This is a genomic window from Micromonospora sp. URMC 107 (genome assembly GCF_051386315.1).
Classification (GTDB): domain Bacteria; phylum Actinomycetota; class Actinomycetes; order Mycobacteriales; family Micromonosporaceae; genus Micromonospora.
In genome coordinates, this window is sequence record NZ_JBPQTK010000055.1 from 24,292 (window position 1) to 36,752 (window position 12,461).

The 12,461-nt window shown below is 73.1% G+C and carries 11 protein-coding genes; 8 read left to right on the plus strand and 3 right to left on the minus strand.

What is annotated here, in order from left to right; all coding sequences use genetic code 11:
* Window positions 1–12 precede the first annotated feature (12 nt).
* The 3 genes from ACSNN9_RS15030 to ACSNN9_RS15040 all read left to right on the plus strand — a co-directional run bounded on the left by ACSNN9_RS15030 (window position 13) and on the right by ACSNN9_RS15040 (window position 3,091).
* Complete coding sequence (locus ACSNN9_RS15030; protein WP_436673734.1) at window positions 13–495, plus strand: septum formation initiator; 483 nt, start codon at window positions 13–15, stop codon at window positions 493–495.
* 352 nt (window positions 496–847) lie between these two features.
* Complete coding sequence (locus ACSNN9_RS15035; protein WP_089001794.1) at window positions 848–1,240, plus strand: cupin domain-containing protein; 393 nt, start codon at window positions 848–850, stop codon at window positions 1,238–1,240.
* Between the two features lie 54 nt (window positions 1,241–1,294).
* Window positions 1,295–3,091 carry a glycoside hydrolase family 15 protein gene (locus ACSNN9_RS15040; protein WP_436673736.1) on the plus strand — a complete coding sequence of 599 codons (1,797 nt, stop codon included), beginning with the start codon at window positions 1,295–1,297 and terminating at the stop codon, window positions 3,089–3,091.
* A gap of 24 nt (window positions 3,092–3,115) precedes the next feature.
* Here the strand turns inward: ACSNN9_RS15040 and ACSNN9_RS15045 are convergent, their stop codons facing one another.
* The gene (locus ACSNN9_RS15045; RefSeq protein WP_436673737.1) at window positions 3,116–4,309 is read right to left on the minus strand and encodes a threonine synthase; all 1,194 of its coding nucleotides are present in this window, start codon (window positions 4,307–4,309) and stop codon (window positions 3,116–3,118) included.
* 16 nt (window positions 4,310–4,325) lie between these two features.
* Window positions 4,326–5,387 (minus strand): DNA polymerase ligase N-terminal domain-containing protein, encoded by a 1,062-nt coding sequence (locus ACSNN9_RS15050; RefSeq protein WP_436673738.1) that lies wholly within the window; start codon window positions 5,385–5,387, stop codon window positions 4,326–4,328.
* Window positions 5,388–5,480: 93 nt separating this feature from the next.
* On the opposite strand from ACSNN9_RS15050, the gene ACSNN9_RS15055 reads away from it, so the two are divergent.
* The 3 genes from ACSNN9_RS15055 (at window position 5,481) to ACSNN9_RS15065 (ending at window position 7,572) form a co-directional block, all read left to right on the plus strand.
* Window positions 5,481–6,269, plus strand: coding sequence for an aldo/keto reductase (locus ACSNN9_RS15055; protein ID WP_436673739.1), 789 nt, complete (start codon window positions 5,481–5,483; stop codon window positions 6,267–6,269).
* 176 nt (window positions 6,270–6,445) lie between these two features.
* Window positions 6,446–6,610, plus strand: coding sequence for a hypothetical protein (locus tag ACSNN9_RS15060; RefSeq protein WP_165947736.1), 165 nt, complete (start codon window positions 6,446–6,448; stop codon window positions 6,608–6,610).
* A complete protein-coding gene (locus ACSNN9_RS15065) occupies window positions 6,610–7,572 on the plus strand; it encodes an N-acetylmuramoyl-L-alanine amidase (RefSeq protein WP_436673741.1) in 963 nt (320 codons plus the stop codon). The genes ACSNN9_RS15060 and ACSNN9_RS15065 overlap by 1 nt, the downstream gene beginning before the upstream one ends.
* Before the next feature lie 70 nt (window positions 7,573–7,642).
* Here the strand turns inward: ACSNN9_RS15065 and ACSNN9_RS15070 are convergent, their stop codons facing one another.
* Window positions 7,643–8,791: a GH12 family glycosyl hydrolase domain-containing protein gene (locus ACSNN9_RS15070; protein ID WP_436673743.1), complete on the minus strand. Its 1,149-nt coding sequence runs from the start codon at window positions 8,789–8,791 to the stop codon at window positions 7,643–7,645.
* Between the two features lie 303 nt (window positions 8,792–9,094).
* Between ACSNN9_RS15070 and ACSNN9_RS15075 the strand changes: the two genes are divergently transcribed.
* Both ACSNN9_RS15075 and ctaD read left to right on the plus strand, forming a co-directional pair.
* Window positions 9,095–10,204, plus strand: coding sequence for an FAD-dependent monooxygenase (locus ACSNN9_RS15075; protein ID WP_436673745.1), 1,110 nt, complete (start codon window positions 9,095–9,097; stop codon window positions 10,202–10,204).
* A 155-nt stretch (window positions 10,205–10,359) separates the two neighbouring features.
* Entirely contained in the window at window positions 10,360–12,120 is a 1,761-nt protein-coding gene (gene ctaD, locus ACSNN9_RS15080) for an aa3-type cytochrome oxidase subunit I (RefSeq protein ID WP_436673746.1), read from the plus strand.
* The last annotated feature ends 341 nt before the right edge of the window (window positions 12,121–12,461 follow it).

A 12,461-nucleotide genomic window follows, 5' to 3' on the forward strand; every position in this document is an offset into this window, starting at 1 on the left:
GAGACTCGGGGAATGCGCCGCCGTTCGTTCCTCGCCGTCGCCGGGTGGCTGGCCACCGCCGCCGTCGCCACCCTGATCGGGGTGGCCGCGATCGAGTGGGTGGGGGAGAGCATCGCCGGCACCCCGGGCGGCGTGCTCAGCCAGGAGGAGATCGAGCGTGCCCTGGCCTCCCCCGGGCCAACCGCCCCCGGGGTCGGCGGGCCGTCGCCGACGGCGACCGGGACGGGCGGGCCGACGTCGCCGGGAGCGACCGGCCCGGCCCCGGCGGGAGTTCGTCGGGCCTTCGTCACGACGGGTGGCAGCGCGGTGGCCGAGTGCGGGCCGGGCGGGGTGCGGCTGGTCTCCTGGACGCCCGCGCCGGGCTACCGGGTCGCCGAGGCGGAGCGGGGGCCGGACGACGACGTGGAGGTCGCCTTCGCCGGCCCGTCCGGCGAGTTCGAGCTGAGGCTGCGCTGCGTGGGTCTGGAGCCGGTGTCGGCCGAGGACGACGACTGAGCGGTCCACCGCAGGTCGGCGGGCGTGCGGCGCGCGGCCCGACGTGGACCGAGGTGACGCGACCTCCCCGCCGGTCCGTGCCGTCCGGCGGCGCCCGTCCGACGGGCCGGGGCCGGAAACGAGCGCGCGGCGCCGTCCGGATCCGGGATCGGAACGTCGCCGCGCTCTGGCCGTCTCCCACCACCGCAGCCGTACGGCGGTACGCCAGCGGGGACCTGGCTCGACCGGCCACCGTGCGCCGGTTGTTCACTCGATCCCCGTCCACGGAGGATCGAAACCTCGGGGAAGTGGCGAATTCCACCATCTGCGAGTCCCGGCGTGGTGTCGGGCCGCAGCGGGTATGTGCGTCGGCATGGAACATTTCACGATCGCGACCGTCGCCGAGAAGAGCCCGGACTTCCGGCGGGTGCTGTGGACCGGTGAGCACACCCAGCTGGTGATCATGACGATTCCTCCGGGTGGCGAGATCGGCGAGGAGGTCCACGAGGGCATCGACCAGATCCTGACCTTCGTCAGCGGTACGGGCGAGGCCCGGGTGGCGGGGGAGAAGCGCGAGGTCGTGCAGGGCGACCTGGTGGTGGTGCCGGCCGGCACGAAGCACAACTTCGTCAACACCGGCCCCAACCCGCTGGTGCTCTACACCGTCTACGGCCCGCCCGAGCACGCCGACCAGGCGGTGCACCGGACCAAGGAGGAGGCCGACGCCGCGGAGGCCGCCGGCGAGGACGAGCCGCCCACCTCCTGACCGTCCGCGCCGCCGGTGCCGCCTGAGGCGGCCGGAACCGGGTACCCGCAGCGGGTGGACCAGTTGGCGATCTCCGACTACGGGTTCCTCTCCGACTGCCGTTCGGGCGCCCTGGTCGGCCGGGACGGCTCGGTCGACTGGTGGTGCCCGGACCGGTTCGACTCCGCGTCGGTGTTCGGCCGCATCCTCGACCCGGAGGCCGGCCACTGGCGGCTGGCGCCCGTGGCCGCCGGGCTGCCCGGGCACCGGGTGGAGCGGGCGTACCTGGCCGACACGCTGGTGCTGCGCACGGTGCACCACACGCCGGAGGGGAGCGTCGCGGTCACCGACGCGCTCGCCGCCGAGTTCGGCGCCCGGGGCCACCAGTTGGGGATGAACTCGCCGGCGGTGCTGCTGCGGGTCGTGGAGGGACTGACCGGGCGGGTGCGGATGTCGCTCGACTTCCGCCCTCGCCCGGAGTACGGCCTGCTCACCCCGTACCTGCACGAGCAGCCCGACGGCGGGGTGCTGGCCGCGGCCGGGCCGGTGGTGCTGACCCTGCACGCCGGCGGGCTCGCGCCGCAGGTCGACCGGGACCGGGTCCGGCAGGAGTTCGAGGTCTGTGCCGGCGAGGCGGTCGGCTTCGACGCGGCGTACGGGCAGGCGTACGGGACGGCGCCGGCCCGGCTGGAGCCGGTCGCCGCGCTCGCCGAGACGGTGCAGGCCTGGCGGGCCTACCGGGAGTCGCACCACTACGACGGCCGCTACCCGGCGCAGGTGCGGCACAGCGCGACCGTGCTCACCGGCCTCACGTACGCCCGCAGCGGCGCGGTGGCCGCGGCCCTGACCACGTCGCTGCCCGAGCGGATCGGCGGCGACCGCAACTACGACTACCGCTACTCGTGGCTGCGCGACTTCGCGATGACCCTGCGCGCCCTCTGGGTGGCCGCCTGCCCGTCCGAGGCGTCCCGGCTCTTCGCCTGGGCGGCCCGCTCGATCGGCCGGGTCGGCCCCGAGCCCGTGCCGGTGCTCTTCGGCCTGGAGGGGGAGCGGGACGTCTCCGAGTACGAGTGCGCCCACCTGCGCGGCTACGGCGGCAGCCTGCCGGTGCGGGTCGGCAACGACGCCTGGCGGCAGCGCCAGCTCGACGTGCCGGGCGAGGTGGTCTCGGCGGTCTGGCAGCTGCGCGACCACCTGGGCGAGGCGTTCGACCCCGAACTGCGCGAGATGGTGCTCGGCTTGGCCGAGCAGGTGGCCGCCACCTGGCGCCTGCCCGACCGGGGCATCTGGGAGACCCGGGACGCCGACCGGCACTACCTCACGTCGAAGGTGCTCTGCTGGGTGGCGCTGGACCGGGCGGTGACGCTCGCGCCCCGGCTCGGCGACCGGGCCGACCCCGGGCGCTGGGCGGCGATCCGCGACGAGATCCGGGCCGCCGTGCTGCGCGAGGGCTGGCACGAGCGGACCGGCGCGTTCGGGGGCGCGTTCGGCTCGCCGGACCTGGACGCGTCCGTGCTGCTGCTGCCGCTGGTGGGGTTCCTGCCGGCGACCGACCCGCGGATGCGCGCCACCATCGAGGCGGTCGAGCGCGAGCTGGGCGCCGGGGAGGGTCTCCTCCGTCGTTGGGGCACCGATCCGGCGGGCTTCCTGCCCTGCTCGTTCTGGCTGGTGGAGTGCCTGGTGATGGCCGGCGAGCGGGGCCGGGCCGAGGCGCTCTTCGAGCGGTTGCTCGGGCACGCCAACGACGTCGGGCTGTTCAGCGAGCAGATCGACCCGCGCTCCGGCGCGCAGCTCGGCAACACCCCGCAGGCGCTGTCGCACATCGGCCTGGTCAGCGCCGCCTGGCGGCTGACCGACCCCGCCACGGACTGACGGCGGCGCGCAGGGGCCGGCAGGTCAGGCCGGCAGCACCGGCACGCCGGTGACGTCCACCGTCTCCGGGTACTTCACGCCGGCCCCGGTGTTGAGCACCACCACGCGTTCGCCGGCCCGGATCCAACCGCCGGCGCGCAGGTGCCGGGCGGCGGTCAGGCAGGCGGCCCCCTCCGGGCAGAGCAGCAGCCCCTCGCGGGCGGCGAAGTCCCGCAGGTCGGCCAGGATCTCGGCGTCGTCCACGGCGACAGCGGTGCCGGCGCTGGCGCGCAGCGCGTCGAGGATCAGCTCGTCGCCGAGCGGGGCCGGCACGGTGATGCCGAACGCCACGGTGTGCGCGTCGGCCCAGGGGCGCGCCCGCTGCTCACCGGCGGCGAAGGCCCGGACGATCGGCGCGCAGCCCGTCGACTGCACCGCCACCAGGCGCGGCAGCTTGTCCTCGATCCAGCCCAGCTCGCGCAGCTCGTGCAGCGCCTTCTGGATGCCGATCAGGCCGACCCCGCCGCCGGTGGGATAGATGATCACGTCCGGCACCTGCCAGCCGAGCTGCTCGACGATCTCGTACCCCATCGTCTTCTTGCCCTCGAGCCGGTACGGCTCCCGCAGCGTGCCGACGTCGAAGATCGCGCCGCCGGAGCCGGCGACCAGCCCCGCGACGTGCCGCCCGGCGTCGCTGATCAGCCCGTCGACCAGGCGCAGGTCGGCCCCGGCGGCCACGCACTCGCGCCGGCAGATGGCCGGCGCGTCCAGCGGCATGACGATGGTCGCGCTCAGCCCGGCCCGGGCGGCGTAGGTGGCCCAGGCCGCGCCCGCGTTGCCGTTGGTGGGCATGGCGATCCGCTCCACGCCCAGCTCGCGGGCCCGGCTGACGCCCACCGCCGCGCCGCGCGCCTTGAACGAGCCGGTCGGGGTGAGCCCCTCGTCCTTGACCATCAGCTCCGCGATGCCGATCTCCGCGCCGTAGGTCGGGGTGCGCAGCAGCGGCGTCCAGCCCTCGCCCAGCGTGGTCTCGTGCCGGGGGTCGGCCACCGGCAGCAGCTCGCGGTAGCGCCACAGGTCGGCCGGGCGCAGCGGAAAGCGTTCCGGGGTGAGCACCTTCGCCACCGCCGCCAGGTCGTAGCGGGCCAGCAGCGGGGATCCGCAGTCGCAGAGGTTGGCCAGCTTGCCGGCGTCGTGCTCCCGCCCGCAGCGCGGGCACTCCAGGTGCGTCAGGTACACGATGCTCCTCGCCGTCTCAGCTCGTGTCTCGGCTCGCGTCGATGCTCAGCCAGCGCCGGCTGCGCCGGCCCGGCTCGTAGACCGAGTCCAGCCGCTTCGCCACCACCCCGGGCAGCCCCTGCTCCCGCCCGGTCCGCAGCGCCTCCCGGCCGGCACCGGGGAACCAGGGCGGAGTCTGCCAGTGACCGCCGGCGAGCGCCAGCCCGTCGAGCAGCTCCCGGCGCTGCGCGTACGGCAGGTCGATGCTGGTCACGCCCTCCATCCAGAGCAGATCGAAGATCAGGTACTGGGCGTCGGGGGTCCGGCGTCCGCCGCGCGCCGGCCGCACCCGGCCGGCGCTGTCGATGCGGACCAGGACGCCGTCGAACACGGCCTCCGTGGGCGCCAGCTCCTCGGCCAGCTCGCGCAGCCACGGGTACGTGCCGGAGACGTCCTCGTCGTCCTGCGCGAGCAGCCGCAGCCGGCCCCCGGAGACGTACGCGACGGCGCGCACCCCGTCCCAGCGCAGCTCGTAGCCCCACTCCGTCTCGTCCGCCGGCAGCTTCGCCGCCCCGGTGGGGAGCATCGGGCGGACCAGCTCCGGCATGCTCGTCCAGCCCTCCGGCGGCGGGTCGGTGCGGCGGACCATCCAGTCCCGCCCGCCCTTGCCGCCGGTCGCGAAGAGGACGTACCGCCCGGAGGTGCGCTCGCCGTCGAGCACCACGACCACCTCGTCGTCGCGCCACTTCTCGCAGTGGTAGGTGCCCCGGTCGTGGACGGTCATCCGCCCGCCGCCGTACTCGCCGGCCGGGATCTCGCCGTGGAAGTCCAGGTATTCCATCGGGTGGTCCTCGGTGTGCACGGCGAGGTGGTTGCGGCCGGTGTCGCGGGGCAGCCCGCGCGGCACCGCCCAGGAGGCCAGCACCCCCTCGTGCTCCAGCCGCAGGTCCCAGTGCAGGCTCCGGGCGTGGTGCTGCTGGATGACGAACCGGGCCGTGCCGTCGGCGGGTCGCTTGCGCCGCGGGGGTCGCTTCGGCACCGGCTCCGGGGTGCGCGCCGCGTCCCGTTTGCGCCGGTACTCCTCCAGCGGGTCAGCCACACCCGCATTCTCCGGCAATCCGCGCCGGAGCGCCGGTCGCCCGCGTGTCCGGTTCGGCGGCATGTCGCGGGTCATCACGGGTAGACCGGGACCATGGACCACGAGGACCAGCCCAGCGTCGTGCTCCCGGGCGAGGTGCGGATGCCCCTGCTCGGCTTCGGCACCTGGCAGGCCACCGGCCAGGCCGGGTACGACGCGGTGCTCGCCGCGCTCGACGCCGGCTACCGGCACGTCGACACCGCCACGATGTACGGCAACGAGGAGGAGGTCGGGCGGGCGGTCCGGGAGAGCGGGCTGCGCCGCGAGGACGTCTTCGTCACCACCAAGCTGCCGCCGGACCGGGTCGGCCGGGAGCGGGAGACGCTCGAGGCGAGCCTGGCCGCGCTCGGCACCGACCACGTCGACCTGTGGCTGATCCACTGGCCGCCGGCGAGCCCCGCAGACAGCATCCCCGTCTGGCGCGAGATGCTCGCCGCCCGGGACGAGGGGCTCGCCCGCGCGGTGGGGGTGAGCAACTACGGCACCGGCCAGATCGACGAGCTGATCCAGGCGACCGAGGAGAACCCGGCCGTCAACCAGATCCGGTGGAGCCCCTCGTTGTACGACCGGCAGCGGCACAAGGAGCACCGGGACCGGGGGGTGGTGCTGGAGGGGTACAGCCCGTTCAAGACCAGCGACCTCGCCCACCCGGTGCTGACCCGCGTCGCCGCCGCGCACGACGTCTCCCCGGCGCAGGTGGTGCTCCGCTGGCACGTCGACCACGAGATCGTGGTCATCCCCAAGTCGGTGACCCCGGAGCGGATCCGCGTCAACGCCGACATCTTCCACTTCTCGCTGACCGCCGAGGAGATGCGCGACATCGACGCACTCGGCAACCCCTGACGGACCCCTTTCGGGCGCCCGGACCGGGGCCCGGACCCGGACCGCCGTTGCCAATTTCCTTCAGCCTGAATAGGGGCAGTGAAGGGTATCGACATAGATGCTCGTGACGATATACGGTGCGCGTCACCAGTTCATCGATGAGTCGGAACCCCTCCGCCCTTGTCTGAAGGAGCGCCATGAACGCGTCACGACCCGCCCGCCTCCCCCGACGCGGGGTGCTGGGCATGTCGGCACTGGTGGCCACCGCGGTGGCCGTTGCTGCCAAGCCCGCCACGGCGAGCGCCGCGCCGCTCGCCGCGCCGAAGGCCGAGTGCCTCGCCGACCTGCTCGGGGAGTCCTGATGGCCACCATTCCCTGGCTGGTGGACGTCCTGCGGGGGGCGGGCGTCCAGGTCGTGACCCACGGCGACTGGCTGAACCGGATGCGCCCGGGCGACTTCAACCCGATCGGCGTGCTCTGGCACCACACCGCCGCCACCTCCAGCGCCACCAACCCGCACCCGGCGCTCAACATCTGCATCAACGGCCGGTCGGACCTGCCCGGGCCGCTCTGCCAGGCGCTCGTCGACTACCACGGCGTCTTCCACGTCATCTCCGCGGGGCGCTGCAACCACGCGGGCGTCAGCCGGGGCAGCGGGCCGATCCCCGCCGGCGACGGCAACACGCTGATGATCGGCTGGGAGATCGACTACAACGGGGTCAACCAGGAGATGACGGCGGCGCAGTACAACGCGTCGATCGCCGCCACGGCCGCCGTGCTCAAGCGGCTCGGCAGGGACGCCAGCTACGCCCGGGGCCACCGCGAGACGAGCACCACCGGCAAGATCGACCCGTCCTTCATCGACCTGAACACGATGCGCGCCGACGTCGCCGCGAAGATGGCGGGCACCACCACCTGGACCTCCGTGGTGGACAACTCCACCGCCGGTCGCTTCACCGCCAGCGCCAGCTGGGGCACCTCGACGTACTCGACCCAGCGCTACGGGGCCGACTACCGCTTCGCGGACCCCGTCGCCGCCAGCGACGCCGCCTGGTACAAGTTCAACGTCCCGGCGACCGCCAACTACCGGGTGGACGCCTGGTGGCCGGCCGTCAGCGGCTACAACTCCGCCACGCCGTACATCGTGTCCACCACGACCGGCAACCGCACGATCATCGTCGACCAACGGGTGACCGGCGGGCAGTGGCGCACCCTCGGCACGTTCACGCTGCCGGCCGGGGACGCCAACCGGGTCGCGGTGAGCCGGTGGAGCTCGGCCCCCGGCCTCGTCATCGCCGACGCCGTCCGGCTCACCCGGCTCTGAGCCGCCGGCCCTCTCACGCGCGACGTCCGCCAGGCATCGGGGTGGCCCGGCGGACGTCGCGTCCGGCGTTTCAGGAGCGCGAGCAGGCGACCCCGTTGAGGGAGAAGCTCGTCGGGGACGAGTACGCCCCGCTCAGCGTCCCCTGGTAGCCGAAGCTGGCCGTGCCGCCCGGCGCGAGCGAGCCGTTCCAGCTGATGTTCCGCGCGGTCACCGCCGAGCCGCTCTGGCTCACCGTGGCGTTCCACGCGCTGGTGATCTGCTGCCCGGCCGGCAGGTTGTAGGTCAGCGTCCAGCCGTTGACCGCGCTCGTCCCGGTGTTGGTGACCTGCACGTCGGCGGTGAAGCCGTTGCCCCACGAGTTCGGCGTGTACTTCACCGCGCATCCGGCGCCCGGCGGCGGCGTGCTCGGCGGGGGAGTGCCGGGCGGCGGGGTGCTCGGCGGCGGGGTGGTCGGGTTGCCCCCGCCGTTCACCGCGGCGGAGAACGAGGTCACCGCGAGCCCGGCGCCGCCCTGCCACGGCTCGAAGCCGGCCTGGATGCTGGTCAGGTACCAGGAGCTGGTGATGGCGCCCCGGTTGCGGGTGTCGTTGATGAACGCCAGCAGGTTGAGGTTCGCGCTGCTGATCGCCGACGGGGCCAGGTACGAGATCACGTTGTTCGAGCCGTTGCTGCCGCGCCAGACCTCCCAGCTGCGGCCGTCGATGGTGGCGGTGCCGACCGGGGAGCCGATGGGCTGGATCGGGCCCTGCCGGTTGAGCCAGATCATGATCTCCATCTGGTTGACCCCGTCGCGCTTCGGCGACGGGTCCAGCCAGATGTCGTACGAGGCGTTGTAGACGGCGTTGCTGACGTACCGGTAGGAGATGCTGCTGTTGGCGCTGCTGATCTGGCTGACCTGGATCGGCAGGTTGGTGCCGGGGGAGCAGTTGGTGTAGTGGCAGCCCAGGAAGACCGACGGGTACGCGGTCGGCGCGCCGTTGGTCGGGTTGCTGCCGTTCTGGGTGGTGATCTCGAAGCCGCTGTCGGTGACGTTGATGCACTGCTGGGCGGTGGTGCCCCAGCGGTTGTTCTGCACCACGTAGCGGCCCTGGATGGTGGTGGAGCCGTACTGCTCGCAGATCTGCGTGTCGGCGCTGGCGGTGCCGCCGAGGGCCACCGCGACGATCGAGCCGGTGGCGAGCAGCGCGGCTGCCGCGAGGGCCCGGAGTGGACGTTTCATGATGCTCCTTCGGCTTCGGCGGGGGACGCCGGACGGAGTCGGCCGATGGGCGCGGGAGCGCTCCCATGCTCAGTCGACACATTTACATCTCCGAAACCGCCGCGCAACGGACGCGGGGTATTGGCGAGGTAAGTGAGGTTTGTCACGCCCGGGCCGGTCGGTGGGCAGGTGGTCCGCCGAAGCAGGGACGAGGGCCGCCGAGGAATGTTTCATCTGGGACGATTGACTCTGGTGTGTGCCGATTGCGCCGAGTAGTGTCTTGCCTCCAACGCGTGCCGAACCCCTCCGGAGGCGTACACCACCATGGGTGGCTCTCCCCTGCGCATCCTCGTCGTCGGCGCGGGCATCGCCGGCCTGGCCGTGGCCCGGGCGCTGCGGATGGCGGGCTTCCGGCCCGACGTCACCGAGAGGCTGCCCCCGGGCGAGAACGCCGAGACCGGTCTCTTCCTGCCCGGCAACGCGGCCCGGGCACTCTGCCGGCTCGACCTCGACGGGCCCGTCCGCCCGCTCGGGCACGTCATCCACCGGCAGCGGTTCCTCGACGCGGCCGGGGCGCCACTCTGCGAGGTGGACCTCGACGCGCTCTGGTCCGGGGTCGGCGAGTGCCGGGCGCTGCCCCGGACGGAACTGCACCGGGTGCTGCTCACCGGCGCGGGCGGCGCCGTCCGGCACGGCGTCGAGGTGCGCACCGTCGACCTGCTGCCGCACTCCGTCGGCGTCACCTTCGCCGACGGCACTGCCGCCGAGTACGACCTCGTCGTCGGCGCCGACGGGCCGCGCTCCCCGATCCGGGCCCTGGCCGCGCTCGGCGGCCCGCCCCGGCCCGCCGGCCAGGTCGTCTACCGCGCCGTGGTGCGCGACGGTCCCCCGGTCGCCGAGTGGACCGCCCTGCTCGGCCAGCGCGCCGGCTTCCTGGTCGTGCCGATCGGCGCCGGGCGGCTGCACTGCTACGCCGACGAGGCCGGCACCGCCGCGCCGGCCGACCCGACGGCCCGGCTGCGCGAGCTCTTCGGCGGCTACGGCGGACCGGTGCCGGCCGTGCTGGAGGCGCTGGACGGGGTGCACGTCGGGATCACCGAGGAGGTGGAGCTGGGGTGCTGGTCCCGGGGGCGGGTGCTGCTCGTCGGGGACGCCGCGCACGCCACCGCGCCGACGCTGTCCCAGGGCGCGGCGATGGCGTTGGAGGACGCCGTGGTGCTCGCCGACTCCCTCCGGACGGCCGGAGGCGACGTCGAGGCGGCGCTGGTGGCGTACGAGAGTCGTCGTCGCCCGCGTACGCGATGGGTGCGGGACCGGACCCGCGACCGCAACCGGACCCGGGACGTGCCGCCAGCGCTGCGCGACCCGCTGCTGCGCGGGCGCGGCGAGCGGATCTTCGGCGAGCACTACCGGCTGCTGCTCGGCCCGCTGTAGCGCCGGCGGCCGAGGGCTGTCCGCGCCGGGGCGTGCAGGCTACCCGACCACCCCACGCGGCACACCCACCTGCCGGGGACTATCCTCCTTGCGGATGACGGCCCGCAGATAACCAGCGCGTGCCGAGCGGGACAACCCAGAACCGGAGGCCACTCGTGACCACCGTCGCACCCAAGCCGGTCGTGACCCGGCCCTGGCCGGTCCGAGCGCCGGTCAAGGGGTCGGCCATCGCGCGGCTGCTGCGTACCACGGACGCGAAGCAGATCGGGATCATGTACATGGTCACCGCGTTCGTGTTCTTCATGATCGGTGGCCTGATGGCCCTGATCATGCGGGCCGAGTTGGCCCGGCCCGGGCTGCAGTTCCTGTCGCCCGAGCAGTACAACCAGCTGTTCACCATGCACGGCACGATCATGCTGCTGTTCTTCGCGACGCCGATCGTGTTCGCCTTCGCGAACTACGTGGTGCCGCTGCAGATCGGCGCGCCCGACGTGTCGTTCCCCCGGCTGAACAGCTTCGCCTACTGGCTGTTCCTGCTCGGCGGCTCGATGACGATGGTCGGCTTCCTCACCCCGGGCGGGGCCGCCGACTTCGGCTGGACCGCCTACGCGCCGCTGAGCAGCATCGAGCACTCCCCGGGCATCGGCGCCAACCTGTGGGTGATCGGCCTGGTCATCTCCGGCCTCGGCTCGATCCTCGGCGCGGTCAACCTGATCACCACGATCCTGACCCTGCGCGCGCCGGGCATGACGATGTTCCGGATGCCGATCTTCACCTGGAACATGCTGGTCACCAGCCTCCTGGTGATCCTGGTCTTCCCGCTGCTGGCCGCCGCGCTCATGGCGCTGGCCGCCGACCGGCTCCTGGGCGCCCACGTCTACGACCCGGCGACCGGCGGGCCGATGCTCTACCAGCACCTCTTCTGGTTCTTCGGCCACCCCGAGGTGTACATCATCGCGCTGCCGTTCTTCGGCATCATCTCCGAGATCATCCCGGTCTTCTCCCGGAAGCCGATCTTCGGCTACAAGGGGCTGGTCGCCGCGACCATCGCCATCGCCGGCCTGTCGATGAGCGTCTGGGCGCACCACATGTTCTCCACCGGCCAGGTGCTGCTGCCGTTCTTCAGCTTCCTGAGCTACCTGATCGCCGTGCCGACCGGTATGAAGTTCTTCAACTGGATCGGCACCATGTGGCGCGGCCAGATCAGCTTCGAGACGCCGATGCTCTTCTCGATCGGCTTCCTGGTCACGTTCCTCTTCGGTGGCCTGACCGGCGTGCTGCTGGCCAGCCCGCCGCTCGACTTCCACCTGCACGACTCGTACTTCGTGGTGGCCCACTTCCACTACGTGCTCTTCGGCACCATCGTGTTCGCCGTCTTCGCCGGCATCTACTTCTGGTTCCCGAAGATGTTCGGCCGGATGCTCGACGAGCGGCTGGGCAAGGTGCACTTCTGGCTGACCATGATCGGCTTCCACACCACGTTCCTGGTGCAGCACTGGCTGGGCAACGAGGGCATGCCGCGCCGGTACGCGGACTACCTGCCCGGCGACGGCTTCACCACGCTGAACATGGTCTCCACCATCGGCGCGTTCATCACCGGCATCTCGACCCTGCCGTTCATCTGGAACTGCTGGAAGTCGTACAAGGCCGGCCCGGTGGTCGAGGTCGACGACCCGTGGGGTCACGGCAACTCGCTGGAGTGGGCGACCACCTCCCCGCCCCCGCTGCGGAACTTCGACCGGATGCCGCGGATCCGATCCGAGCGGCCGGCGTTCGACCACAAGTTCCCGGAGCTGGCGGCCGGCGGCCAGAGCCTGGCCGGCCCGCCGGAGGGTGGTGCCAAGCCGCTGACCAGCGAGTCCGACGGCGGTGCCAGCTACCGCGAGGACACCGCCAGCGACGTCGATCGGCACTGACGCTCCGCACCACGTACGACGGGCGCCACCCCACCCGGGGCGGCGCCCGTCGGCGTTGTACGGGTGGCCCGGCGCCAGCCCGAGCGCGGACGTCATGATCAGTTGATCGAAAACCGGGCCCCACGGCGTGTGGACACCGGCTGGGCATCAACCGATCTTGCACACCTGCCCGCCGCGCTGGCCCCGCCTGAGCGGCGGGTCCGGGCGGGCTCGGGGCGTGCGGGGTGGCCGGCAGGGACCCCCGACGCCGCAGCGGGGCCGAGCGGGATCGGGGCGTGCCGGGTCAGGGCGCTGGGCCCGGGCGGCGGGTCAGGCGACGGGGGTCGGGACGAGTTCGGGGG